The sequence below is a fragment of the Pseudomonas sp. M5A4_2d genome, assembly GCF_053345295.1.
On record NZ_JBKEZW010000001.1, the window covers coordinates 599,430 to 622,170 of the forward strand.

Annotated in this window: 28 protein-coding genes and 1 pseudogene; 18 read left to right on the plus strand and 11 right to left on the minus strand. The window is 60.1% G+C overall.

The genetic code is table 11. From position 1 onward, the window contains the following. Positions 1-110 precede the first annotated feature (110 nt). Positions 111-395, plus strand: a pseudogene (locus ACLBW8_RS02705) (hypothetical protein); the annotation flags it as partial. On the opposite strand, the gene ACLBW8_RS02710 reads toward ACLBW8_RS02705, so the two are convergent. Continuing rightward, the gene (locus ACLBW8_RS02710; RefSeq protein WP_447804505.1) at positions 307-966 is read right to left on the minus strand and encodes a TetR/AcrR family transcriptional regulator; all 660 of its coding nucleotides are present in this window, start codon (positions 964-966) and stop codon (positions 307-309) included. The pseudogene ACLBW8_RS02705 and the gene ACLBW8_RS02710 overlap by 89 nt on opposite strands. A 121-nt stretch (positions 967-1,087) precedes the next feature. On the opposite strand from ACLBW8_RS02710, the gene ACLBW8_RS02715 reads away from it, so the two are divergent. After that, on the plus strand, positions 1,088-2,305 hold the full coding sequence (locus ACLBW8_RS02715) for an MFS transporter (protein WP_447804506.1): 1,218 nt from the start codon (positions 1,088-1,090) through the stop codon (positions 2,303-2,305). Between the two features lie 94 nt (positions 2,306-2,399). Beyond that, positions 2,400-3,266, plus strand: a complete 867-nt coding sequence (locus tag ACLBW8_RS02720) for a DNA/RNA non-specific endonuclease (RefSeq protein ID WP_447804507.1) — start codon at positions 2,400-2,402, stop codon at positions 3,264-3,266. Positions 3,267-3,300: 34 nt separating this feature from the next. Here the strand turns inward: ACLBW8_RS02720 and ACLBW8_RS02725 are convergent, their stop codons facing one another. The 5 genes from ACLBW8_RS02725 to ACLBW8_RS02745 all read right to left on the minus strand — a co-directional run bounded on the left by ACLBW8_RS02725 (position 3,301) and on the right by ACLBW8_RS02745 (position 6,149). Further along, positions 3,301-3,480, minus strand: coding sequence for a DUF1289 domain-containing protein (locus ACLBW8_RS02725; protein WP_064453335.1), 180 nt, complete (start codon positions 3,478-3,480; stop codon positions 3,301-3,303). A 32-nt stretch (positions 3,481-3,512) separates the two neighbouring features. Beyond that, positions 3,513-4,421: a CDF family Co(II)/Ni(II) efflux transporter DmeF gene (gene dmeF, locus ACLBW8_RS02730; protein ID WP_447804508.1), complete on the minus strand. Its 909-nt coding sequence runs from the start codon at positions 4,419-4,421 to the stop codon at positions 3,513-3,515. Further along, entirely contained in the window at positions 4,418-4,693 is a 276-nt protein-coding gene (locus ACLBW8_RS02735) for a metal/formaldehyde-sensitive transcriptional repressor (protein WP_064453333.1), read from the minus strand. Before ACLBW8_RS02735 ends, dmeF begins: the two co-directional genes overlap by 4 nt. Positions 4,694-4,783: 90 nt before the next feature. Continuing rightward, on the minus strand, positions 4,784-6,001 hold the full coding sequence (locus ACLBW8_RS02740; protein WP_447804509.1) for an MFS transporter: 1,218 nt from the start codon (positions 5,999-6,001) through the stop codon (positions 4,784-4,786). Positions 6,002-6,008: 7 nt separating this feature from the next. Then, positions 6,009-6,149 carry a hypothetical protein gene (locus ACLBW8_RS02745; RefSeq protein ID WP_156526298.1) on the minus strand — a complete coding sequence of 47 codons (141 nt, stop codon included), beginning with the start codon at positions 6,147-6,149 and terminating at the stop codon, positions 6,009-6,011. 199 nt (positions 6,150-6,348) lie between these two features. On the opposite strand from ACLBW8_RS02745, the gene ACLBW8_RS02750 reads away from it, so the two are divergent. The 5 genes from ACLBW8_RS02750 (at position 6,349) to ACLBW8_RS02770 (ending at position 10,665) form a co-directional block, all read left to right on the plus strand. Beyond that, on the plus strand, positions 6,349-7,560 hold the full coding sequence (locus ACLBW8_RS02750; RefSeq protein WP_407016070.1) for a YeeE/YedE family protein: 1,212 nt from the start codon (positions 6,349-6,351) through the stop codon (positions 7,558-7,560). 27 nt (positions 7,561-7,587) lie between these two features. Continuing rightward, a complete protein-coding gene (locus ACLBW8_RS02755) occupies positions 7,588-8,463 on the plus strand; it encodes a LysR family transcriptional regulator (RefSeq protein ID WP_447804510.1) in 876 nt (291 codons plus the stop codon). Positions 8,464-8,573: 110 nt separating this feature from the next. Beyond that, the gene (locus ACLBW8_RS02760; protein WP_064453329.1) at positions 8,574-8,999 is read left to right on the plus strand and encodes a VOC family protein; all 426 of its coding nucleotides are present in this window, start codon (positions 8,574-8,576) and stop codon (positions 8,997-8,999) included. Between the two features lie 135 nt (positions 9,000-9,134). Further along, a complete protein-coding gene (locus ACLBW8_RS02765; RefSeq protein ID WP_447804511.1) occupies positions 9,135-9,677 on the plus strand; it encodes a cysteine hydrolase family protein in 543 nt (180 codons plus the stop codon). Between the two features lie 4 nt (positions 9,678-9,681). Then, positions 9,682-10,665: a GlxA family transcriptional regulator gene (locus ACLBW8_RS02770; RefSeq protein WP_064453327.1), complete on the plus strand. Its 984-nt coding sequence runs from the start codon at positions 9,682-9,684 to the stop codon at positions 10,663-10,665. Here ACLBW8_RS02770 and ACLBW8_RS02775 read toward each other — a convergent pair. Next, positions 10,636-10,803, minus strand: a complete 168-nt coding sequence (locus ACLBW8_RS02775; protein ID WP_262665668.1) for a DUF2986 domain-containing protein — start codon at positions 10,801-10,803, stop codon at positions 10,636-10,638. The two genes, ACLBW8_RS02770 and ACLBW8_RS02775, sit on opposite strands and share 30 nt — an antisense overlap. 222 nt (positions 10,804-11,025) lie before the next feature. Here ACLBW8_RS02775 and ACLBW8_RS02780 point away from each other — a divergent pair, with 222 nt between their 5' ends. Further along, the gene (locus ACLBW8_RS02780; protein WP_064453326.1) at positions 11,026-11,214 is read left to right on the plus strand and encodes a DUF1737 domain-containing protein; all 189 of its coding nucleotides are present in this window, start codon (positions 11,026-11,028) and stop codon (positions 11,212-11,214) included. 49 nt (positions 11,215-11,263) lie between these two features. Here ACLBW8_RS02780 and cynR read toward each other — a convergent pair whose 3' ends face one another. Beyond that, positions 11,264-12,151: a transcriptional regulator CynR gene (cynR, locus tag ACLBW8_RS02785; protein WP_447804512.1), complete on the minus strand. Its 888-nt coding sequence runs from the start codon at positions 12,149-12,151 to the stop codon at positions 11,264-11,266. Between the two features lie 112 nt (positions 12,152-12,263). Between cynR and ACLBW8_RS02790 the strand changes: the two genes are divergently transcribed. From ACLBW8_RS02790 to ACLBW8_RS02805, 4 genes are all read left to right on the plus strand, one after another. Next, entirely contained in the window at positions 12,264-12,905 is a 642-nt protein-coding gene (locus ACLBW8_RS02790) for a carbonic anhydrase (protein WP_447804513.1), read from the plus strand. A gap of 181 nt (positions 12,906-13,086) precedes the next feature. Next, a complete protein-coding gene (gene cynS / locus ACLBW8_RS02795) occupies positions 13,087-13,557 on the plus strand; it encodes a cyanase (RefSeq protein WP_447804514.1) in 471 nt (156 codons plus the stop codon). A 77-nt stretch (positions 13,558-13,634) separates the two neighbouring features. After that, positions 13,635-13,874, plus strand: coding sequence for a DUF2790 domain-containing protein (locus ACLBW8_RS02800; protein ID WP_221295284.1), 240 nt, complete (start codon positions 13,635-13,637; stop codon positions 13,872-13,874). A gap of 70 nt (positions 13,875-13,944) precedes the next feature. Continuing rightward, a complete protein-coding gene (locus ACLBW8_RS02805) occupies positions 13,945-15,168 on the plus strand; it encodes an amidohydrolase family protein (RefSeq protein WP_447804515.1) in 1,224 nt (407 codons plus the stop codon). Here the strand turns inward: ACLBW8_RS02805 and ACLBW8_RS02810 are convergent. Beyond that, positions 15,147-16,208, minus strand: coding sequence for an alpha/beta hydrolase family protein (locus ACLBW8_RS02810; RefSeq protein ID WP_447804516.1), 1,062 nt, complete (start codon positions 16,206-16,208; stop codon positions 15,147-15,149). The two genes, ACLBW8_RS02805 and ACLBW8_RS02810, sit on opposite strands and share 22 nt — an antisense overlap. 108 nt (positions 16,209-16,316) lie before the next feature. Continuing rightward, entirely contained in the window at positions 16,317-16,724 is a 408-nt protein-coding gene (locus ACLBW8_RS02815; protein WP_447804517.1) for a hypothetical protein, read from the minus strand. A 151-nt stretch (positions 16,725-16,875) separates the two neighbouring features. On the opposite strand from ACLBW8_RS02815, the gene msrA reads away from it, so the two are divergent. The 5 genes from msrA (at position 16,876) to ACLBW8_RS02840 (ending at position 21,025) form a co-directional block, all read left to right on the plus strand. Continuing rightward, positions 16,876-17,382, plus strand: a complete 507-nt coding sequence (gene msrA / locus ACLBW8_RS02820) for a peptide-methionine (S)-S-oxide reductase MsrA (protein WP_447804518.1) — start codon at positions 16,876-16,878, stop codon at positions 17,380-17,382. A 254-nt stretch (positions 17,383-17,636) separates the two neighbouring features. Further along, the gene (locus ACLBW8_RS02825; RefSeq protein WP_447804519.1) at positions 17,637-18,536 is read left to right on the plus strand and encodes an alpha/beta fold hydrolase; all 900 of its coding nucleotides are present in this window, start codon (positions 17,637-17,639) and stop codon (positions 18,534-18,536) included. Positions 18,537-19,434: 898 nt separating this feature from the next. Beyond that, positions 19,435-19,905, plus strand: coding sequence for a GNAT family N-acetyltransferase (locus ACLBW8_RS02830; RefSeq protein WP_447804520.1), 471 nt, complete (start codon positions 19,435-19,437; stop codon positions 19,903-19,905). 64 nt (positions 19,906-19,969) lie between these two features. Further along, complete coding sequence (locus ACLBW8_RS02835; RefSeq protein WP_447804521.1) at positions 19,970-20,401, plus strand: ASCH domain-containing protein; 432 nt, start codon at positions 19,970-19,972, stop codon at positions 20,399-20,401. A 45-nt stretch (positions 20,402-20,446) separates the two neighbouring features. After that, entirely contained in the window at positions 20,447-21,025 is a 579-nt protein-coding gene (locus ACLBW8_RS02840) for a hypothetical protein (RefSeq protein WP_447804522.1), read from the plus strand. 259 nt (positions 21,026-21,284) lie between these two features. On the opposite strand, the gene ACLBW8_RS02845 is transcribed toward ACLBW8_RS02840, so the two are convergent. Beyond that, positions 21,285-22,715 (minus strand): IS1182 family transposase, encoded by a 1,431-nt coding sequence (locus ACLBW8_RS02845; protein WP_447804523.1) that lies wholly within the window; start codon positions 22,713-22,715, stop codon positions 21,285-21,287. Between the last annotated feature and the right edge of the window lie 26 nt (positions 22,716-22,741).

The window sequence follows — 22,741 nt, forward strand, 5'->3', positions numbered from 1 at the left end:
CTTGATAAACCGCTAAATGCGAAGCGTTACTATATAGAGCTGGCAATGAGGCTGCTCATTTTTGTTGCTTAAACACGTGTAGGAAGGCTCTGGACGTTTGCCGCTGCACGCGCATTTCCTGGCTGTTTCAAGAGGACTGCAAGGCGCATGAGTTTGGGGGAGGCAGGGCACGTTTGTGCCGACGATATGCTGGCCAAGCCTGGGGCGCGGTTGTTTCAGGCCTGCAAGTGTATCGTCGAGCACGAGCTGGCTGGCGGCACGCTCACGGAAGTGTCGGAACCGTTTGGCGGGGGCGCTCGCGTCCGTTTACGTTGCTATATCCCCATGGCCGATATGTTCCGCAACGGGGGCGAGCGTTGACGCGGCAATGTCCCATGTCAGCAGGAGTTGGCTGATCGCCGCGTCGATCACCTTATGCGGCACATTATCGCGCGCCAGAAGCGAAACGCCTTGCAGGAAACTGTCAAACACCGTCGCCATTGCCAGTACACCAAGCGTGTCCGGGAGTTGCCCGGCGCGGATTCCGCGCTCAACACACGCCACGATGCCCGCCCGCGTTCGTGCGCGCGATTGCGTCAAGGCATCCGCCACCCGCGCATTTTCAGGGCTGGGTGCGCTCATCACGCCCAGCGCCACCATGCAGCCCTTGGGGTGCCCGTCCTCACACTGCATGCGTGCTGACTGGCGCAGCGCGGTTTCGATGGCCTGGCGTGGAGCCAGGTTTTCGTTCCACAGGCATTCGGTGACCTGGGCGTAGGTCTCGAGGTAGCGCTGCACGCATTCATCGAACAGTGCCTCTTTGGAGCCGAACGCCGCGTAAAAACTCGGCGCGGAGATACCACCGCCCAGGCCGGCCTTGAGCTGGGCGAGTGAGGTGGCGTCGTAGCCGTGCTCCCAGAACAAGTGCAGGGCCTGCTCCACGGCCTGGTCACGGTCAAAATTACGCGGACGGCCCATCTGTGCCATTTCAAGAGTCCTCTGGATTACGAGATAAATACTAGTCGATACATAAGTCGTTGACAATGCATCAAGCCTACCCGCAACATTTGTATCGATCAGTATTTAAGTGGCTCAAAAGGAGTTTCCCGTGACCCCCTCACTCAGCTTATCCGCGTCGTCCGAGCGCCTGCCCATTGGCGCCTTGCTCGCCCTGGCCATGACCGGCTTTATCTGCATCGTCACTGAAACCCTGCCCGCCGGCCTGTTGCCGTTGATCAGCGAAGGCCTGTCGATTTCCCCATCGGCAGCCGGGCAGATGGTCACCGCCTACGCATTGGGCTCCGTGCTGGCGGTGATCCCCATGACGATTGCGACCCGGGGCTGGCGTCGGCGTAATGTGTTGTTGCTGACCATTGTCGGCTTCCTGCTGTTCAACTCCATCACTGCGCTGTCGTCCCACTATGGCGTCATCCTGGTGGCGCGTTTCTTCGCCGGTGTGGCGGCGGGCTTGGCCTGGAGCCTGCTGGCGGGTTATGCCCGGCGTATGGTCGCGCCGGAGCAACAGGGCAGGGCGCTCGCATTGGCCATGGTCGGCACACCGATTGCGCTGTCGTTGGGCGTACCGCTCGGCACGTGGCTGGGTGGCCTGGTGGGCTGGCGCACCACGTTCGGCCTCATGTCGGCGCTAACCTTGGTGCTGATTGTGTGGGTGCTGGCGAAAGTCCCGGACTATCCGCCACAGGCGGCGCATCAGCGTTTGTCGCTGGGTAAAGTGCTGACCACGCCCGGCGTGCGGCCGGTGCTGGCGGTAGTGATCAGTTGGATGCTGGCGCACAACATTCTGTACACCTACATCGCTCCGTTCGTGGCGCGTGCGGGATTGGCCGATCGGGTCGATCTAGTGCTGCTGGTATTTGGCATCGCTGCGTTGGTGGGGATTTGGCTGACGGCAAAAGCGGTCGAGCCGCTATTGCGCAAGACCGTACTGGTGAGCCTGGCGACATTCGCGCTGGTGTCTGTGGTGTTCGGTGTGTCGGGCAGCGTGCCTTGGGTGATTTACCTCGGCGTGGCTGTGTGGGGCTTGAGCTTCGGCGGTGCTGCCACGCTGCTGCAAACCGCGCTGGCGGATGCCGCCGGGGATGGCGCGGATGTGGCGCTGTCGCTGAATGTGGTGGCGTGGAACAGTGCGATTGCCGGCAGCGGTGTGGTCGGCGGTGTGCTGCTGGATACCTGGGGCGTCGCCTCGTTTCCCTGGGCGATGGTGGTATTAATAGCGGTATCGTTTGTGATCGCCTGGGGCGCTCATGCCCACGGGTTCAAACCGGGTGCACGTGACACAGAAAAACCGGCCGTGGCCGGGCACTAATGTGACTTGATTGGGTCAATAATCCTCGCAATATCATTCACTTGGCTCCGTTTTTCGGAGCCTGCCGCCTCACTCCCTTTCGAAGAAGTAATGCATGCACCTGCGCAAAATTGCAGTTGGGCTGTCGGCCCTTGTTTTGCTTTCCACTGGGGTACAAGCCCGTGGCCTGCTGGACTTTATCAAGTTACCCGCCCCGGAACACGCCTCTCGCTCCGGCTCGATCAGCCAGCACGCGGCCCTCGACCTTTATTCCAGCAAAGAAAAACAGCCTTCATTCGACGGCTGCGTCGACCTGTTCCCAGGCGCCACGCCCATCAACACGGCCACCGTGCCCGCCACGATGAAACCCCTGGCCCTGTGTTCCGACAACTTTGCGGTGCTCTACTCGCAAACCAGCAAGACACCGCTGGTGGTGGTCGAACGCTTGAATACCGCCCAGTTGAAGGAGGCCAAAGGCGAGGAGCGCACCAACCAGTTCTACCCGGACCCGCGCATTCCCAAAGGCGCGCGCGCGGAATTGAGCGACTATCGCGGCCAGCAACCGGCCGTGGATCGTGGCCATCAGTCCCCGGCCGCGGATGCGCCGAACGCCAATGCCATGGCCCAGTCTTTCGCGCTGTCGAACATGGTGCCGCAAGACCCCACCAACAACCGCAAGATCTGGAGCAAGGTCGAGGCGGACGTGCGCAAGTTTGCCGTGCGAGCCGGCGGCGATGTGTTTGTGTTTACCGGGCCGCTGTTTGACGCGGGCTACAGCACCGTCGGTGACAACAAGGTCTGGGTACCGACGCGCCTGTTCAAACTGGTCTACGACGCTTCGTCGAAACGCGCCTGGGCCTACGTGCTGCCCAATGCTGAAACCCGTATCCAAAAGCCGATGGACTACGACACCTTCGTGAAAAGCACCGGGCTCAAGTTGCTGGGTAATCTTCCGGTCACAGGTTCGGTGGGGCGCACGTGATGTGACACCCCCAAGGCTGGCAGAACCGCCAGCCTTACTTGGCCTTCTTCAGCGCCTTCAACCGCAACGTCGCGCGTTGTACGGCGGCCATTTTCTCCGGGCGTTTCATGCGCTTCCACTTACGGATGTCGTCCTTGCTCCGTCCACAGCTGACGCATAGATCGCCACTGAGCTGGCAGGTGGAGATGCAGGGGTTTTCAATATCTTTAGCCAAGGTCTCACCTGGGTTTGCTAGGGGGCGCGCGGCTAGGCCGCACGAAATTCAACGGTGAGGTGGCTCACTTCATGCACCGGTTTGAGGCGCTCGCGAATGCTTTCGGCATCGGTGGTCGAGCGGCCCACCACGCTGACGATGGCCGCGTGCGCGTCGGGGCCGACGCGCCACACGTGCAGATCGGTAATCGTCGCATCACCGGGTTGTTCGACGAGTTCACGAATTTCTGCGGCGACGTGTTCATCGGTTTGATCCAGCAATACGCCAGCGGTCGTACGCATCAAGCTCCAGGACCACCGCGCAATCACCACCGCGCCGACGATACCCATCGCCGGGTCCAGCCACACCCAGCCCAGATAACGGCCGGCCAGCAACGCGGCGATGGCGAGTACAGAGGTCAGCGCATCGGCGAGCACATGCACGTAGGCTGAACGCATGTTGTTGTCGTGGCCATGATGGTCGTGGTCGTGGTCGTGCCCGTGCCTGTGACCGTGGCCCAGCAACAGCGCGCTGACGACATTTACTGCCAGCCCCACCACCGCAATCAGCGTGGCTGTACCAAACTGCACTTCAGCCGGCTGCAGCAAGCGCATTACCGACTCGACACCAATGCCCAAGGACACCAGCGCCAGGATAAGCGCCGAGGCGAAGCCACCCAGGTCGCCGACTTTGCCGGTGCCGAAGCTGTAGCGTGAGTTACTCGCATTGCGCCTGGCGTAGGCGTAGGCCGCAGCGGCAATGCCCAGCGCCGCCGCATGGGTAGCCATGTGAAAGCCGTCCGCCATGAGCGCCATGGAACCGGTCAAGGCCCCGGCGGCAATTTCCGCGACCATCATCACCACCGTCAGCATCACCACCCACAGGGTGCGTTTGGCGTTTTCGTCATGGGCCGAACCGAGGAAGACATGTTCGTGCGTGTGAGCACTAGGGAGGGCGTTCATTTGGAGTACCGCCGAATGGCTTCCAGCAGTTCTTCAACGCCGCGTGCGCGGGCCTCCTCGCTGAGGGCGGGATCGGCCACATGCGCCCTGGCATGGTCTTCGATAATTTCTTCCATCAAGCCGTTGATGGCGCCGCGTGTGGCGGCGACCAGGTGCAGCGTCTTGGCGCAGTCGAGGTCCGACTCCAGCGCTCTTTCAACCGCCTGGATCTGCCCGGCGATGCGTTTGACGCGCTTGATCAAGCTGTCTTTGTTTGCGGCGATGTGGCCCACAATATACCCCCCCTACCTATGAGGGGGCGGATCATTGCATACCCCGCCCCCCTATGCAACGTGGCGGCTGCGGCGAAGTTCTCAAGGCGGCTACTTGGGCTTATCCAACTGGCGCCTGAGGGTGTAAAGCGCCACGCCAACCGCCAGAATGCCGGACACCGCGCCGACCACCAGCGCCCAGCGCGGGCCCAGGTGGTCGGCCACCCAGCCGACGATGGGCGCGCCAATCGGCGTGCCACCCAGTGCAACGGCGACGCGCAGGGCGATCACCCGGCCGCGCATGGCCGGCTCAGTGGTGAGTTGCATCAAGCTGTTGGTGGTGTTGCTGAACGTCATCGCACCCACGCCGATGATCACCAGCGCAATCGCGAACATCCAGTAATTGGGCGCCAGGGCCGCCAGGAAACAGCCAAACCCGAACACCGCTGCACCGGTCAACAGTGACTTGAACTGTGGTCGTTCACTGCCCGCGGCAATCAACGCCCCGGCGATGGTGCCGATGGCCAGGGTTGACGTCAGCAGGCCGTAGCCACGCGCATCGGCATTAAACACGCTGACGGCCATGGTCGAGATAAAAATCGGGAAGTTCATGCCGAAGGTGCCGATCAGAAACAGCATCAGCAAGATTGCCTTCAGGTCCGGCCGCGCCCACACATAACGCATGCCCTCGGTAAGGCTGCCTTTGGTTCGTGGGGCTCGCGCTTTGGCATGCAGGCCCGATACCCGCAGGAAAAACAGTGACGCCAGCACCGCAAAAAAGCTCGAGCCATTGAGCAGGAACGCCCAGCCGGTGCCGACCGAGGCGATGGTCACGCCCGCCACCGCCGGGCCGATCATGCGCGCCATATTGAACGACGTTGAGTTGAGTGCGATGGCATTGGACAAGTCCTTCTCGCCCACCAGCTCCGCCACGAAAATCTGCCGCACCGGTGCATCGAATGCCGAGGCACACCCTGATAAAAACGCAAACACGTACACGTGCCAGAGCTGCACGAAGCCGGTGATGGTAAACACCCCCAGTGTCAGCGCCAGTATCCCCATGACCGCCTGGGTGGTGATCAGCAGCTTGCGTTGGTCGTAGTGGTCGGCCGCAAAACCGGTCCAGGGCAGCAACAACAGCTGCGGCCCGAACTGCAACGCCATGACGATGCCCACGGCGGCGGCGTTGTGCGGGGTGAGCTGGGTGAGCACCAGCCAGTCCTGGGCGGTGCGCTGCATCCAGGTGCCGACGTTGGACACCAATGCGCCAGCGGCCCAGATGCGGTAGTTGGGGCTGCGCAGGGAGCGGAAAGTACCGAGGAAACTCATGACGGCTTCAGTTCCCCCTTTTTTTGAGCAACCCGAGGAGGGTCTGCGCCGTGCCCGATTCGCCCGGCGTGGGCAATACGTGTTGCAGGCTGTAGGCGTGCGCTTCGATGATCAGAGCAATTGTTGCGTCCAGCGAGGTGGCAGCCATGCTATTTCCTCAATCAGGTCGTTCAAAAATCAGCGAAGCGCTCCAGCCATTTCATCGCAGCGGCGAGTTCGTCGTTTGCCTGGGGCGACAGGTGTTCATTCAACGTTGCAGGCGTAGGAGCCATGCCCTGAATGGTACCAGTCTGGGTTTATACTTGCCGTCATCCAACCCACCCGATTCAAACAGACTGAGATACGCCATGAGCACCTCGCTTCCCCTGACGCCCGCGCGCAAGCCCTTCGCGCCGCTGGTGGCCTTTATCATCCTGGTAGTCGGCGCCGTGTTCCTGCAAAACAGCGTTGGCCCGCGCCAAGTGCTGTTGCTGGTGGTCGGTGCCGCGCTGGGCTTGACCTTGTACCACGCCGCTTTCGGCTTCACTTCGGCCTGGCGTGTGTTTATCAATGATCGGCGCGGCGCCGGTTTGCGTGCGCAGATGGTGATGCTGGCCGTGGCGGTGCTGTTGTTTTTCCCGGCGTTGGGGGCCGGCACGTTGTTCGGTCAGCCGGTGGTTGGGCTGGTGGCGCCGGCCGGCGTGTCGGTGGTGTTTGGGGCGTTTATTTTCGGCATCGGCATGCAGTTGGGCGGCGGTTGTGCGTCGGGCACGCTGTTCACCGTGGGCGGCGGGAATGCGCGCATGCTGGTGACACTGTTGTTCTTTATTTGCGGTTCGTTGATCGCTACGCACCATGTTGATTGGTGGTTTGCGTTGCCCGCGTTCCCGGCGGTTTCCATTGTCAAAAGCTTCGGCGTGTTGCCGGCATTGGTCGTCAGCCTGGCTGCGTTCGGCCTTATCGCCGCCATCACCGTACGCCTGGAAAAACGCCGGCATGGCCAGCTTGAGGCGGGCGTAACCAGCGAACACATCGGTCTGCGCCGCTTCCTGCGCGGGCCATGGCCATTGGTGTGGGGCGCGATTGGCCTGGCATTGCTCAACTACGCGACCCTGGCATTGGCCGGGCGGCCGTGGGGCATTACTTCGGCGTTCGCGCTGTGGGGGGCCAAGGTGGCGAGCGGGTTGGGGGTTGATGTGGCCAGTTGGGCGTTCTGGCAGATGCCGGGCAATGCCAAGGCCCTCGCCGCGCCGGTATGGGAAGACATCACCAGCGTGATGGATATCGGCATCGTTCTTGGTGCGCTGTTGGCCGCAGGCCTGGCCGGGCGTTTCGCCCCCAGCCTGAACATCCCGGCGCGCTCGCTGGTGGCGGCAGTGATCGGTGGCTTGTTGCTGGGTTACGGGTCGCGGCTGGCGTACGGTTGCAACATCGGCGCGTACTTCAGCGGTATCGCCTCGGGCAGCCTGCATGGCTGGGTATGGTTGGTGGCGGCGTTTATCGGTAACAGCGTGGGCGTGCGGTTGCGGCCATGGTTCTTTGCGGGCGAGCGGCCGCAAGTGGCGTTGAGCGGTTGCTGAGCGCAAAACAACCAGTAGGGTACCCGCATGATTCGAGAACTAAGGACCTTTGTGAGCGCTGCGCGGCGCGGCACCTTTGCCGCTGCCGGCCAGCACGTGGGGCTGACGCAATCGGCCGTGAGCGCGCAGATCAAGCACCTTGAGGACGCGCTCGGGGTCAAGCTGTTCGATCGCACCGGCCGCTCTGCCACGCTCAACTCCGCAGGGCAGCGTGCGGTGCCGCTGGCGGAGGAGATCCTCGATATCTTCTCGCGTATGGGCACCCCCGACAGCGCGAACAACTTTCAGGGTTCGTTGCGTATCGGTGCCATCGGCAGTGTGCAAACCGGCCTCCTGCCCCAGGCGCTGGTGGCCCTCAAGCGTCGTGCGCCGTTCATTGAGGTCAACCTGGTGCCCGGCGTTTCGCTGAACTTGCTCAGCCAGGTCGACGCCGGTGAGCTGGACCTGGCGATCATGATCCGCCCGCCGTTCAACCTGCCCAAAGACCTGAGTGTCGAAGTCATTGCCCGCGAGCCCTTCGTACTGATCACCGCCAGGGACGTGCAGGGCGAGGACCCGTTGCAAATCCTTCGCGAGCAGCCCTTTGTGCGTTACGACAGCGGCTCGTTCGGCGGGCGCCAGGTCACGCAGTTTCTCAAGGAGCAAAAGCTACACACGCAACCAACCCTCGAACTCGACGAACTGGATGCCATCGTCAAGATGGTCCGCAGCGGCCTTGGCGTTTCCCTGGTGCCCATGGCCGGCATGTGGCTGGAGCACGGCAGCGACGTGCGGGTGTTGCGCCTGGACAAACTCACGTTCTTTCGTGAAATTGTGCTGCTGACCAAGTACACCCAGCGCCAACTGCCACTCTTCGAGTTATTCAGGGCGTGCGTCATGGAAGTGCTGGACGCTGCGAAGTAGGGCGCGAGCATCGAAAAAATTGAGGCTCAGGGTGAGAGATATCCGCTTTATCACCTCGTCGTTCTGGTGAAGAATCGAGTGCTAACCCACAGAACCTGCAGGTAGCCACCGTGAGCCTTTCGCCCTTTCATTTAGCGATTCCCGTCTACGACCTCGCCGCCGCTCGCCACTTCTACGGCGACGTGTTCGGGCTCTCCGAAGGCCGTTCCAGCGCCCAATGGGTCGATTTCGACTTCTACGGCCACCAGCTGGTTATCCACGAACACCCCAAGACTGAATCCCAGGCATCGGTGCACGCCAACTCGGTCGACGGCCACGACGTACCGGTCCCGCATTTCGGCATCATCCTGCACTGGGACCAGTGGGAAGCCTTGGCGGATCGGCTCAGAGCGCGTGAAACCCGGTTTGTGATCGAGCCCTACATTCGTTTCCAGGGCCAGGTGGGTGAGCAGGCCACCATGTTCCTGTTCGACCCCTGCGGCAACGCGCTGGAGTTCAAGGCGTTCAAGGACATGAGCCAGCTCTTCGCCAAGTAATTGCACATGCGTTGCCGGTTGTCATTGATGTCCGAATCGGTCCTTAAGTGGTCCGGCACGCGTCTGTTGCTCATTCGCTTGTGTGCCTACCATGGCTTGCATCACTCACCGTAATGCAAGCCCAGAGGACACATCATGAGCCGTAAAGCCCTTGTCGTAATCGATGCGCAACATTCGTTTCGCCATTCAACCTACTGGTCCGAAAATGACCTGCCAGATTACCTTGAAAAACAACAGGCGCTCATCGACGGGTGTGTTCAACAAGGCATCCCGGTGATACAAGTCTTCCATGTCGAAGACCAGGGGCATTTCTCGCTGGCGTCGGGCAATGTCAGGGCGTTGAGCGAGTTGTCGATCAGCCCCGACTTGATCATCCACAAGCGCTACCACAGCGCCTTCGCCGGAACGCCGCTGGCGGCCCGGCTCACGGAGATGGGAGTTACCACGGTGATCATCAGTGGCATTCGGACCGAACAGTGCTGTGAAACCACTACGCGCCAGGCGTCGGACAGCGGCCTCAGTGTGGATTTCGTCAGCGAGGCGACGTTGACCTTCCCCATGACCCACGCCCGCAGCGGTCGGGTTTACACCCCGGCAGAGATTCGCGAGCGCACTGAACTGGCACTGGAAGGGCGTTTTGCGCGCATCGTGACGGTGGCCCAGGCGTTGGAGGGATGAATCCATGACGGTGCCGGTGCTGTTCGTACTCTTGCCCAACGTGCTGATGCTGGACCTGGCGGGCCCGGCCGAGGTGCTGCGCCTTGCCGCTCAAGTCGAGGACCCGGCGGCCATCGACTTCGATTTACAGTACGTCAGCCCGGTGCAATCCCTGCAAACGTCCATCGGCTTGCCCCTGACGGGACTGGCACCGCTTCCGTCAACCCTGGCGCCGGGCACGCTGGTGGTGTTGGTGGGCTCGACCTCGAAGGTTACGCCGCAGCGCCGGCAGGCGTTCGAGTCGGCTAGCAATACGCTGACCCAGTGGCTGCAAAATGTATTCGCGCCGTCGGGTGAGCGGCTGGTGTGCGTTTGCGCAGGTGCCTTGAGTGCCGCCCGTGCAGGCTTGCTCGACGGACGCCAATGCACCACGCACCACGCGCTATGCCCGACGTTACAAGCCCTGGCCCCCAAGGCCCGGGTGTTGGAAAACCGCCTGTACGTCACCGACGGCCCGGTCAGTTGCAGTGCCGGTGTGACAGCGGGCATCGACCTGATGCTGCACCTCGTCGCTCAGCTGGCCGGGCCCCGGCTGGCCTGCGCCGTCGCGCGGGATATGGTGGTGTACATGCGTCGCAGCGGCGCCGATCCGCAGCTTTCGCCGTGGATAGCCGGGCGCAACCACCTGCACCCGGCCGTGCACCGGGTGCAGGACGCAATCGCCGCTGCGCCGTGTGAGGTGTGGACCGTCACGCGCATGGCCAGCCTGGCCTGCACCAGTAGCCGGCACCTGGCGCGTTTGTTCCACGAGCATGTCGGCATCAGTCCGCTGGACTATCTGCACACGCTGCGGTTAACCGTGGCCCGTGAGTTACTGGTTGAGTCGACCCTGGACATTGAAACCGTCGCCGAGCGCGCAGGCTTTGGTTCGGCGCGCCATCTGCGGCGCATCTGGGGCAAATATGAAGCGGGGACGCCTTCAGCTGGGCGTGTCGCCGGCGCTGGTTGAGGCTTGATCAGCCTCAACGTCCAGTTTCGCGCGGTCGGCTTTGCTGATGTACTTATCTTTGCTTTTCGGCGCCAATTTGGCGCTGGCTTTTTTGGCTTTGGCCTTAAAGAGCTGCTTGAGTTTTTTCTGGCGATTCATGACGTGCTACTCAGCGGGTAATTGCTTGAATGATATCAGCTTAAGTCACTGACTCAGGTCTCGGCGTTAAGGCGTCGATACCTGCACATGTTCACCCTTGTCGTCGCCCTACATTGTCGTGCCGCTCGTTGACATTGCAAGGATGCTACAGTCGATTCGCCCGGTGGCCTTAAGGCGAGCCTGGGCCTCATCATTTTCATGTCGATCCAGGAAGGCACGCCCATGCAAACCACTCCTCCCGAAGGTTTACCTGTTTACCGGTTACTAACCGGTAAAGATGACGCATCGTTCTGTCATCGAGTCTCCGAAGCCCTCGCGCTGGGCTACCAGCTGTATGGCTCGCCCGCGGCCACCTTCAATGGCGAACACGTCGTGGTGGCTCAGGCTATCGTTTGGAACCCCGCCAAGTAGGCTGGGGATTTCCACTTCGAGACGACAGCGAAGGCAGGCCAGGCGCGGTTCATTCCCCCAGCGCCACAGCGACCTCCTTCGCCACCTGTATAAACGCCCGAGACGCTGAAGACTGATAAACCCCTTTGCGCTGCATCAGCACCGCCGTCCGTTGCAGCCGCTCCGGCCCAAGCTCAATCGCCACCAACTCAGGATGCGCCCGCGCAATGGCCGCCGGCAGCAGCGTCGACAACGTGGTCCTGCGCACCACCTCAGTCAGCGCACCAATCACATTCGCCTCCATCACCACGCGCGGGCGGATGCCGTGTTGATTGCAATAGCGGTCGATCTGCTCACGCGTGGCGAACTCGGCGCTCAGCAGAATCAGTGCTTCTGCATTCAACGCCTCCAGCCCGATAGCCTGCGCCTCGGCCAGCGGGTGCTGATTACCCACCACCAGCGCGAGTGTTTCGACCAGCAGGGGATAGGCGTCGATATCCTGGGCATGCACCTCATCAAACGCGATGCCCACATCCAGCTCATCGGCCAGCAATTGCAGCTCCATCTGTTCCTGGGCGACCTCGCGCACGTTCAGCGTGATGTTCGGGTAACGGCGGTGAAACGCCTCGACCAGTGGCCCGACCAGGTACGTGGTGAAGGTCGGCGTGACTGCAATCCGCAGCGTCCCCCGGCTCAAGTCGCCGACGTCATGGATCGCACGTTTGCCTTCTTGCAGTTCCTGCGCCGCCCGCAGCGCGTAGCGCAGGTAAACCTCCCCGGCATCGGTCAGGCGCGTCTTGCGTCCTGAGCGATCAAACAACTGCGCGCCAAGGCTTTCCTCCAGCTGCCGCACTTGCTGCGACAGCGCCGGCTGCGAGACATGCAGGGCCGCTGCGGCTTTGGTGAAACCTTGATGGTGCGCGACGGCGAGAAAGTACTGGATGTGTCGTGCCAGCATGTTATGCATCCATAAGATTATCTAATGTGCTGGATCATATATGAGACTTTTACCTTATTGCACGGGCTACGTAACCTTTGCTCCATCGCATCGCGAACCAATGGAGTCACCCATGCAAGACATCATCGACGGTTTCCTGAAATTTCAACGTAACGCCTTCCCCGAGCGTGCCGGCCTGTTCAAAGCCCTGGCCAACCAACAGAGCCCACGGGCGCTGTTCATCTCCTGCTCCGACAGCCGCCTGGTGCCAGAGCTGGTCACGCAGCGTGAGCCCGGTGACCTGTTCGTCATCCGCAACGCCGGCAACATCGTGCCGTCCTACGGCCCCGAGCCGGGCGGCGTGTCGGCCTCGGTGGAATACGCCGTCGCCGCCTTGCAAGTCAGCGACATCGTGATTTGCGGGCACTCCGACTGCGGCGCGATGACCGCCATCGCCACCTGCAAATGCCTGGACCACATGCCCGCCGTGGCTGGCTGGTTGCGCTACGCCGACTCCGGCCGAGTCGTGAACGAGGCCCGCCAGCATGTCGACCAGCACGCCAAGGTCGCCTCCATGGTCCGCGAAAACGTTATCGCGCAGTTGGCCAACATCCAGACGCACCCTTCGGTACGCCTGGCCCTCGAAGAGAAGCGCGTGACGCTGCATGGCTGGGTCTACGACATCGAAAGCGGCTGCATCCAGGCCTTCGATGGCCGCACCGGCAAGTTCGTGGCCCTGGCCGACAACCCGACCGTACGCGCTGTTTCGTACTGACCCTGCAAGCGAAGAAAGTTGAAGGTGGCAGCGGGTTTGCCTGCGATGGCATCCCCCCGGTCTGCCTGGCACACCCAGTTGCCTGCATCGCAGGCAAGCCAGCTCCCACACTTGATCTTCGGCGCTGTCCCGATTGGCACTAGCCGTTTCACCCTTACTGTTTACCCACGGAGATAACCCCATGATCCAGTCACAAATCAGCCAAAACACTCGCCTTGCCCTGGCCGACGTCATCCTCCTGGCCAAAGCCCGCAAAGACCTGTCGTTCGCCCAGATCGCCGAAGGCACCGGCCTGCACGAAGCTTTTGTCACCGCCGCCTTGCTCGGCCAGCACCCACTGCCGGCCCACGCCGCCCAAGTGGTTGCCGACACCCTGGGTCTCGACGCCGATGCCGTGCTCCTGCTGCAAACCATCCCGGTGCGCGGCAGCATCGGCAACGGTATCCCGACCGACCCGACCATCTACCGCTTCTACGAAATGATTCAGGTCTACGGCACCACGCTCAAGGCGCTGGTTCACGAGAAATTTGGCGACGGCATCATCAGCGCCATCAACTTCAAGCTCGACATTAAAAAGGTCGACGACCCGGACGGTGGCTCCCGCGCCGTGATCACCCTGGATGGCAAATACCTGCCGACCAAACCGTTCTGATCCCGCTACCCATGAGCCCGGCGCTGCACAGGCGCCGGGTTCGACTTTCCTCACGATGCCGAAGAGGTCATCTGAAAATGAAAGCGTTACTTGTACTGATACTCGGCGTGTTTTGCGGCGCGGCGATGGCCGACGAGCCACTCCCGGTCGAGCAATACAGCTATGCCCAGCACCTGGACATCGCCCGCGTGATTTCCACCAGCGAAGTGCCGGACGTCTGCGCGGTGGTGCCGGTGCGTATGACCTACGAAGACTCCAAGGGCCAGCAGCACATTCTTGAATACCACGTGATGGGTAACGGCTGCTCCAACGGTTGAGCCGTCCATTGTTTGTTTTTTACCGTTGCGCCCGGTGCGCCTGAGGGCCGCAACATTGAGGGTCGGATTCATGGATTTAATCTTTCGCAACGTACGCATTGATGACGCACAACCGCTGATGGACGTGGCGGTGCACAACGGCCACATCGTCGAGGTTGCGCCGAACATCGCAGCCCGGGCCCGGCAGGAAATCCAAGGCCACGGCAACGTGCTGATACCGGGTTTTGTCGAAGGGCACCTGCACCTGGAAAAAGCCCATGTCATGCACCGCAAAGCCAACCGCTCCGGCACCTTAAAAGAGGCGATAGCGGTCACCGCTGAACTCAAACCCACCTTGACCCGCGACGACATTCTCGAGCGTTCCACCCAAGTGCTGCGTGCACTGGTGCAGTCGGGCACCACCCACGTGCGCGCCCACGCCGAGTTCGACCCCGTACAAGGCTTCACCGGGTTCGATGTGGTGCTGGAACTGCGCGAAAAATTTCGCGACGTGATTGATATTCAAGTGGTCGCTTTCCCACAGGAAGGCATCCTCAAGCTACCGGGCATGCAGGCAATGATGGTCGAGGCCATGGAAAAAGGCGCCGATGTGGTGGGCGGCATTCCCTACAACGATGACTCGCCGCATGAACATATCGACTACGTGTTCAGCCTGGCCAAGCGTTACGGCAAGGACATCGACTTCCACCAGGATTTTGCCGACGACGCCGATCACATGAGCATTGAATACCTGGCACGCAAGACGACTCAGGAGGGCTACCAAGGCCGCGTGTGTGTCGGCCATCTGACCAGCTTGGGCGCCGTGCCGCCGCATAAACAGCGCGAGATTATTGCGCTGATTCGCGAGGCCGGCATCAGCGTCATGTGCCTGCCCGCCACCGACTTGCACCTGGGCGCGCGCGGCGACGGCCATAACGTGCGCCGCACCCTGACGCCGGTACGCGCCCTGCGCGATGGCGGCGTAAACGTGTGCCTGGCCACCAACAATATCCGCAACGCATTTACCCCGTTTGGCACCGGCGATATGCTCAATATTGCGCAACTGGCCATTCCTGCCTGCCACCTGGGCGGGGCGGATGACCAGGCCACGGTTTTGTCGATGCTCACCACAAGTCCGGCGAAAGCGCTGGGGCTGAAGGATTATGGGTTGGCGCCGGGTAAGGCTGCTGATTTGGTGTTGCTGGATACGCGTTCGGTGGGTGATGTGATTCTCGACTTGCCCGCGCGGTTGATGGTGCTTAAACGCGGGAGGGTCGTGGCGACGTCGGTCTGTCAGCGCTCGGTGGTTTTTTGACCCGGTAGGCTGGTCCTGGCCAGAAACTCGCTGATCTGCGCCACCACCTGCTGCTGAATCACCGCCCGTGGCCGAGCGCCTTCACCGTCCCGGCAAATCATGCCATCGCCGGGTGAACTCTCTTCAATCAACGCCATCCCGCCCGGCTTGCAGATCGACATAAAGCTGAAGTGCGTGGCGTCGCTGATCTCCACATACTGCGTCGATGTGTTTGGCAGACGCTTGACCATGTCGGCGGACTCTAATTCGGGGGACATGTCCTCCGTGGGCACGCCACCCGCAATCACCAGCGCCGGTACCGGCAATGCGCCAAGGCTTGCACTGGTCAGGCCGCGTGACAGGCCCAGGTCCAAAGACACAATCGCTGTGACGCGCTTGTCGCTCAAATCAGCGGCCAGTTGTGCCTTGCCGGCTGGCGTGCCGGCGGGGTTCATCTCCTGGTAGCCGATGCAGCCACCCAACTTAGGGTGTTCGGCGCAGTCCCGGCTGAACAGGTCGGGGTCGAAACGCGCGCCAGCGATTTCCAGCACGGTCCAGCCGCCGAGGGAGTGGCCCACTGCCGCAATCTGATGTTCCGCCACCGCGCCAAATAGTTTCGGCTGAGCCAGCACCGCGTCAATCGCGCGGCTCAGGTCGGCCGGGCGTAGCCATAACTGGGCGGCGGCTTTTGGGCTGCGATCCTTGGTGGTGGTGCCCGGGTGGTTGACCGCCGCTACGATGTAACCCTTGTGCGCCAATGCGCTGGCCAGCCACACCTGCTTGCCCCAATTACCACCGTAACCGTGGGAAAGCACCACCAGCGGATGCTCGCCGGCAGCCGGCGCTGCATCGGGCACGGCGAGGGCGCCGATGAAGACCGCGTTGTCGGCGATCAGCTCGGGTTTGGCTGTGGCGGCGGTGGGGTACCAGACAGCCAGTTCCAGTGGGCGCTGGCTTTTTGTATCCGGCAGGGTGGCGGTTTTGAAACCGACGGGGCTTTCGGCAGCCAAGGCGGGTGTCGCCAGGCACAGCAGGAACAGGGCACGCAGCACTGTTTTCATTGTTTTTATCTTCCTTGATTGGGGTGGCGCATCATCACCTGAAATCCTGTCGCAATGCATCCCTCCCAGGAAGCACGCCACCTGTTCTGACTACGTTGGAACGCACGCCTATGGCGCCGCGAAACCCTCGTAATCCAGGGAGATATGGTCGGCCTTCGGGTAACTGACATACACCACCACCGCGTCGCTGCTGACGACCAGCGCGTAGGGCCATTTACCGTTGGCCTTACGCATATCCTCGTACAGCGGCAGGAAAAAGTCCTTGGTCTGACCGCGTGGATCGTAGGGCGCTTGCACCTGGAAAATCGGGTAGTGGCCGCCGTTGCACAGCTGGATGCGTTCGAGCTGGAAGTGGTTTTTCTCCAACAACGTGCGGGTCGGGTGCTGCCAAGTGGCGAGGTCCACATCGTGGCAGTCTTGGGCGGTGGTGGTGTAGAGCGTGGTGTCTTTGAGGGCGGGGAGGGCGTAAACCAACCCGGGGAGAAATAACAGCAGCAAGGGGATATGACGTCGCATGGCGGGGTTCCGAGCAGGATAGGCGCGAGAGTGTAGAACCTTTTGCCGCTACAGTTTTGGGAGCGAACCACAACTAACTGCCGTTGAACCTTGCTATTGCCCAACACATCCCCATAACTATCCCTGTACCCATTCAGCACAAGGACAGCCCATGACCAACCAAACCGAAACCGCCATCCTCGCCGGCGGCTGCTTCTGGGGCATGCAGGACCTGCTGCGCTGCTACCCCGGCGTGCTGAGCACCCGAGTCGGCTACACCGGCGGCGATGTGCCGAATGCCACTTATCGCAACCATGGCAATCATGCCGAAGCGATTGAAATCGTGTTTGACCCCGCAGTGATAACGTACCGGCAGATCCTTGAGTTCTTTTTCCAGATACACGACCCCAGCACGCCCAACCGGCAGGGCAATGACGTCGGGCCGGGCTATCGGTCGGCGATTTATTACCTGAGTGAACAACAACGCGACATCGCCGAAGACACCGCTGCGGATGTTGATGCGTCGAAGTTATGGCCAGGCCGTGTGGTGACTGAGATTGAGCCCGCGGGGCCGTTCTGGGAGGCGGAGCCGGAGCATCAGGATTATTTGGAGCGGATACCCAACGGCTATACCTGCCATTTCATACGGCCGAATTGGAAGTTGCCGAAGCGGGCTTGAGGGTGAGCAGTGCAAGCGAGTAATGGGGTGGGCGACGATTCGTGGTGAGCGGGAAATAGGCTGCTTTCGACCCGAAGCGGACGCCAAGGATTGCCGGCGGGGAGAGTTTCCTGATGCCTTTGTGCGCCGTATAGTGGCAATACTTTTTCGGTCAAAGGAATGACTATGAACCCGCTAAGCGGCCTACCCGTCGGTGTAATTGGCGACCGTGACACCGTAAATGTCACGTCGCATTGCGCGAAAAGGGGAACGCCATGCGTGCAGGTGTGATCCTTGCCGGGATTGGCACCACGTTGGCGCTGTTGTCTGCATCGCCAGCCCAGCCTGCGCCCCTGCCGCCAGTCACTGTCAACCAGGGTGGTATCTCAGTGCTGGTACAAGGCTCGGGAACAGATATCATCTTAATTCCAGGATTTGCGTCGTCCTACGAAGTCTGGGCTGATTTGGCCTCCAGATTACGGCACAGCCACCGTCTCCATCTCGTGCAGGTAGCTGGCTTTGCCGGCTCGCCTGCCGTATCCAATCCAGACGGGGGAGTCGTCGCGCCGACGGTCGAGGCGATCGCTGAATACATCCGCAGCCAGCGCATCGAGGCGCCGGTCATCATCGGTCATTCGTTGGGTGGTGAGGTGGCACTGATGCTGGGTGCGCGTCATCCCGATCAAGTGGGACGCCTGATGATTGTCGATGCGATGCCCTTCTATACGTTGCTCTTTGACCCCTCCGCGACCAGTGAGACGGCGACCCCGCATGCTGCTGCGATGCGCGATGCGATGTTGGCGGCAACGCCTGAGCAGGCGCACGCCATGCAGCAGGCCGCCATCGCCCGTCTCGCTAAAACTGAAGCGGTCAGGCCAGGCCTGGTCGCAGCGGGGATGAACTCGGACCGAAAGACGATGGCCGATGCCATGTATGAACTGATGGTCACCGACCTCCGGCCTGAGCTTGAACGCATCAAGGTGCCTGTCGAGGTCGTCTATGCCTACGACCCGCTTTACGGCGTAGAGGCATCCCACATTGATGCAATGTTCCATAACGCCTATGTCTCGACCCCAAACATCAGCTTCAGGCGCATTGACGGCAGTTTTCACTTCATCATGCTTGATCAACCAGAACTGTTCGCCAGTGCTGTCATCAAGTTCCTGAACCGGTGAGCGGCGGCGGGGTTGCTAGAGCGATGAATCGCCGTTAAGGGCACAGGATTCGTTGCCGTGCTTGCAGGTCACCGACCGTCCGTTTTGGCCGATTGCTGCCTGTCGTGAAGGGCTGTAAAAACGCTTAGCGATGTTCAAAGATGTTTTAGAGAGAGGTGGAGTGACTCATGCGAATCGCCTGCCTACATACAGCTGAAAGCAACGTGACGGTCTTCGACTCGGCTGCGAAGGCGCTTGGAATTGGGCTAAATATTTTGCAGCATGAGGTTCGTGCTGATCTCCTGGCAGCGGCCGAGCGTTCAGGCGGACTGACTGCGTGTATATCGAATGCAACGCAGCAAGCGCTTCTTTCACTCGCTCACCATGCTGACGCAGTTTTACTCACATGCTCGACCTTAGGCCCGTCTATCGAAGGCCTTACAAAGAGCACTTCACCCACAATTATGAGAGCGGATGAAGCTCTGGCTTGCGCTGCTGTTAATGCGGGTTCGGAGGGTCTTAAAATCGTGGTTTTGTGTGCTGTCGAGACCACTGTCGATCCCACATCGCGTCTTCATGCGCGCTGCAGAGAGATCCAAAGCGTTGGTTGAAATTCGACTTGTTTGCGGGGCTTGGGCACTATTTAAATCCGGTGACTTCATAGGGTATCTAGCCGCTGTTGCCGAGGCAGTGGACCGAGCATACCTCGACGGCGCATCAGTGGTCGCCTTGGGACAAGCTTCAATGAGTGGAGCTGCATCACTCGTGACAACGGGTCCTTCCCCGCTCACCAGTGCAACGGAAGGCTTGAAGGCAGCAGTGAAAGCCGCATCGGGTCACGGGAAAATAGAAAGGAACTAGGGGGCTGCCCCCAACCTCGCATATTGGTCACGCCAAGAGCCTACGCAGAGCGCAAAACATGCCAATTTCACTCAGTCAAAACGCCCCTGTCACGTTAGTGCGCGCTCAACACAGCGACATGGACGACCTCGTCGGCATTCGAATTGAGGCTATGCGCGACAGCCTGGAGCGTGCCGGGCGATTCGATCCGGTACGCGCGCGGTTTGTTAGCAGTTTTGAAGCGCGCAACACGCGTTACATTGAAGTAGCTGGAAACCGAGTGGGTTTTGTAGTGGTCAAGCATCACCGCGATGAACTCATGCTCGACCACCTGTACGTGATACCCCGTGCGCAAGGATCAGGAGTAGGTGCTGCTGTGCTCACGCAGATTTTCAAAGAAGCGGATGCGGCCGCGCTTCCTATTAAAGTAGGTGCTCTCAAGGAAAGTGCCTCGAATCGTTTTTATACTCGCCATGGTTTCCAATTCGTCGAAAGCGGCGAATTCGATAATTACTATGTCCGTCAGAGCGCTACGGCGGCCCAATCGTGACGGTTTAATGGGTGCCAAGGCGATCGCCAATAACATGATTTAAAGGGATTTAGTTGTGAACATAATGGATGATTTAAAGGTCAGGTACCCCGGTGCCACGGCATGGTCATTTGGGGATACGCCAGAAATGGCCGATGAACTCGCCGAACGGGTTGCTAAAGGCATAAAAACAGCCACCTGTTGCTCGCTCTCATCATTCAAACATGAAGATGAATCATCCACTATTGGCGGTTACAGCATCGTCCTCAACAGTCAGGGCGAGCCGGTATGTGTCATTCGAGTTATTTCGATGCGTATCATTCGTTACTGCGACGTCGATCAAGACCTAGCCAGGAAAGAAGGCGAGGGGGATCTCAGCCTCGGGTACTGGAAGCAGGGTCATAAAAGTTTTTTCCAAAGAGAGGGCTCGTTCGACGAGGCTATGGAACTTGTGGCAGAAGAGTTTGAGTTGGTGGAAGTGTTGTGCCCGACAAAGCGCCTCGCTAACTGTCTTTAGCCGATCAATTATATTAAACGTGGTCTGACGCTTACTCTTTATTGCTTGACCCATCCTGATTTATCAAACGGGTTAATTCCGCCCTCTATCGACATTAATAAGGAAATTATGAAGCCTCTTTACCTGTGTTCAATTCTGCTGCTGGCAGGCTGCGCCCCAGCGCCGAAATACCTCGTGCCCGCGGGGGCGCCTCACGCGCTTATCCGCAGCGAATTGGTGTCGATGGAGAATTATCGAAACGGTGTGTCGCTGGTCGAAGCGGATGCCATCGGCTGCAAATACGGCAAACCCGTGGCGACTGCGTCGGGGCAGGGCAAGCAGCTGGTTTCCGTTCACAAGAATGTATCGACGCCGGAGGGCTTTTTTCCGATTGAAGCCGGCAAGCCGCTGCACTTGGAGTTGCGCGGCGCGGCCAATGCCAATCGCTCGTGCAGCATAGCGTTTGTCAGCGAATTTGCACCGGGCGCACGTTACGTGATCAAAGGCGGGATTGTCGACATCCCGGGCTCGCTAAGCCGTTGTTACATTGACATATTCAATGTCGATTCGGGCGTGCGTGTCCCCATGGCCAATGAGCCGAAAATGGAGAGCAATTGTGCGCAGGATCGGCTACCGACGCTCTAGTGGGAAGTTTCACCCTGCCTGACGCTCCCATGTGCGTTCGACTTAACCCTTTATGTGCATCATTTTTGACCGGCAAGATGAGTGGAGACATGACCGGCAGCAATCGGCCCAGAGTGTGTAAAAACGCTCAAGGCCTCATGGATCATTGACGTTCGTGGCTGAACGATCGCATGGCAAATGCTGCGTATTGCATCAGTCGCGACCTGGAACACGTCAACGCTGTTTTTACAGCCTCTGGGATGGGCCAAAATCAGCTCTTTTATGCCGATAGCGCCTTCATCAAACCGTGAGCACCTATGATTTTCATGACCCGTTTCATGTTGTAGGCGAGCACATTTAAACTCATCTCCGCGCCCACCCCGGCCAGCTTTCGCGTCAGGAAGTGCGTCGCACCCATCCATTGTTTGAGCGTCCCGAAGGGATGCTCAACCGTCCGCTTTCGGACTCGCATCATCTCCGGTGCTTTGCTCAGCCGAAGCTGCATCTCCTCCAATACGGCTTCATGCTCCCAGCGTCGAACCCGCCGTTGTGTGCTCGGTGTGCACTGCGGCTTCATTGCGCAGCCCCGGCATTTCGAACTCCAGTAACGGTGCAACGTCAGGCCTTTTTCAACGTTGGTATAGCGCCAGATCAGCGCCTCTCCAGCCGGGCAAATGTATTCGTTTTTTGCCGCGTCATAGATGAAGGCATCGTTATTGAAACGCCCGTCTGCCTTGGCTCCGGAGGTCATCGGCTTGGGCACATAGGCGGTGATACCTGCATCGTGACAAGCCAGGATTTGTTCGCTTTTGAAGTAACCTCGGTCAGCCACTACCGACAACGTATCTGACGCCATCGCCTCGCGGGCCTGCTTGGCCATTGAGCTGAGTTGATCCCGGTCGGAACCGACGTTGGTCACCTCATGTGCAACGATCAAATGGTGCTGAGTATCGACCGCTGTCTGCACGTTGTAGCCGACGATTCCTGTGCCGCGCGTCATCATGGAGCGGGCGTCTGGATCGGTCAGTGAGACCTGCTTATCCGGCGATTCATTGAGCTGGATTTCGATCGCCTGAAGCTCTTTCATTTGAGTTTTGAGCTTGGCGATTTTCTCTTCCAGCCGCCCGGCACTGGGCTCGGAAGCTGTGGGTTCTTGCCGATCGGCAGCATCGAGTGCCGCTAGGTAACGGTTGATACTCGATTCAATTTCTTCCATGCGCCGTTTCAGTTTGGCGCTGGTGAAATTGCGGTCACGGTTGTTGACTGCCTTGAATTTGCTGCCATCGATGGCGACCAGATGTTCTCCGAACAGTCCCAATTGCTGACACAGCACAACGAACTGCCGACAGACGCCTCGGATGGCCTTGCTGTTGTCTTTTCGGAAGTTGGCGATGGTCTTGAAGTCCGGCATCAACCGCCCGGTCAACCACATCAGCTCGACGTTGCGTTGGGCTTCTCGCTCCAAACGTCGGCTCGACTGGATGCGGTTGAGATAGCCGTAGATGTAGATCTTCAGCAGGATCGCGGGATGGTAAGCAGGCCGGCCTGTATCGGCGGGAATGGCACCTTCAAAACCCAGATTGACCAGGTCGAGTTCGTCGACGAAGACGTCGACTACGCGCACCGGATTGGTATCGCTGACGTAGTCGTCGAGGCTCTCGGGAAGTAAGGTGCCTTGGCCTCGATGTTCACCTTGGATAAAGCGCTTCATGGGCGATCCCTGCGATGAAATCCTCA

Coding starts and splice junctions, on each gene's coding strand:
- ACLBW8_RS02755 (WP_447804510.1), top strand. CDS start 7,588: ATGATTCGAGAACTAAGGACCTTTGTGAGCGCTGCGCGGCGCGGCACC.
- ACLBW8_RS02720 (WP_447804507.1), top strand. CDS start 2,400: ATGCACCTGCGCAAAATTGCAGTTGGGCTGTCGGCCCTTGTTTTGCTT.
- ACLBW8_RS02845 (WP_447804523.1), bottom strand. CDS start 22,715: ATGAAGCGCTTTATCCAAGGTGAACATCGAGGCCAAGGCACCTTACTT.
- ACLBW8_RS02810 (WP_447804516.1), bottom strand. CDS start 16,208: ATGAAAACAGTGCTGCGTGCCCTGTTCCTGCTGTGCCTGGCGACACCC.
- ACLBW8_RS02800 (WP_221295284.1), top strand. CDS start 13,635: ATGAAAGCGTTACTTGTACTGATACTCGGCGTGTTTTGCGGCGCGGCG.
- ACLBW8_RS02750 (WP_407016070.1), top strand. CDS start 6,349: ATGAGCACCTCGCTTCCCCTGACGCCCGCGCGCAAGCCCTTCGCGCCG.
- ACLBW8_RS02805 (WP_447804515.1), top strand. CDS start 13,945: ATGGATTTAATCTTTCGCAACGTACGCATTGATGACGCACAACCGCTG.
- cynR (WP_447804512.1), bottom strand. CDS start 12,151: ATGCTGGCACGACACATCCAGTACTTTCTCGCCGTCGCGCACCATCAA.
- ACLBW8_RS02790 (WP_447804513.1), top strand. CDS start 12,264: ATGCAAGACATCATCGACGGTTTCCTGAAATTTCAACGTAACGCCTTC.
- cynS (WP_447804514.1), top strand. CDS start 13,087: ATGATCCAGTCACAAATCAGCCAAAACACTCGCCTTGCCCTGGCCGAC.
- ACLBW8_RS02830 (WP_447804520.1), top strand. CDS start 19,435: ATGCCAATTTCACTCAGTCAAAACGCCCCTGTCACGTTAGTGCGCGCT.
- msrA (WP_447804518.1), top strand. CDS start 16,876: ATGACCAACCAAACCGAAACCGCCATCCTCGCCGGCGGCTGCTTCTGG.
- ACLBW8_RS02740 (WP_447804509.1), bottom strand. CDS start 6,001: ATGAGTTTCCTCGGTACTTTCCGCTCCCTGCGCAGCCCCAACTACCGC.
- ACLBW8_RS02765 (WP_447804511.1), top strand. CDS start 9,135: ATGAGCCGTAAAGCCCTTGTCGTAATCGATGCGCAACATTCGTTTCGC.
- ACLBW8_RS02825 (WP_447804519.1), top strand. CDS start 17,637: ATGCGTGCAGGTGTGATCCTTGCCGGGATTGGCACCACGTTGGCGCTG.
- dmeF (WP_447804508.1), bottom strand. CDS start 4,421: ATGAACGCCCTCCCTAGTGCTCACACGCACGAACATGTCTTCCTCGGT.
- ACLBW8_RS02835 (WP_447804521.1), top strand. CDS start 19,970: ATGGATGATTTAAAGGTCAGGTACCCCGGTGCCACGGCATGGTCATTT.
- ACLBW8_RS02815 (WP_447804517.1), bottom strand. CDS start 16,724: ATGCGACGTCATATCCCCTTGCTGCTGTTATTTCTCCCCGGGTTGGTT.
- ACLBW8_RS02745 (WP_156526298.1), bottom strand. CDS start 6,149: ATGGCTGCCACCTCGCTGGACGCAACAATTGCTCTGATCATCGAAGCG.
- ACLBW8_RS02775 (WP_262665668.1), bottom strand. CDS start 10,803: ATGAATCGCCAGAAAAAACTCAAGCAGCTCTTTAAGGCCAAAGCCAAA.
- ACLBW8_RS02780 (WP_064453326.1), top strand. CDS start 11,026: ATGCAAACCACTCCTCCCGAAGGTTTACCTGTTTACCGGTTACTAACC.
- ACLBW8_RS02710 (WP_447804505.1), bottom strand. CDS start 966: ATGGCACAGATGGGCCGTCCGCGTAATTTTGACCGTGACCAGGCCGTG.
- ACLBW8_RS02770 (WP_064453327.1), top strand. CDS start 9,682: ATGACGGTGCCGGTGCTGTTCGTACTCTTGCCCAACGTGCTGATGCTG.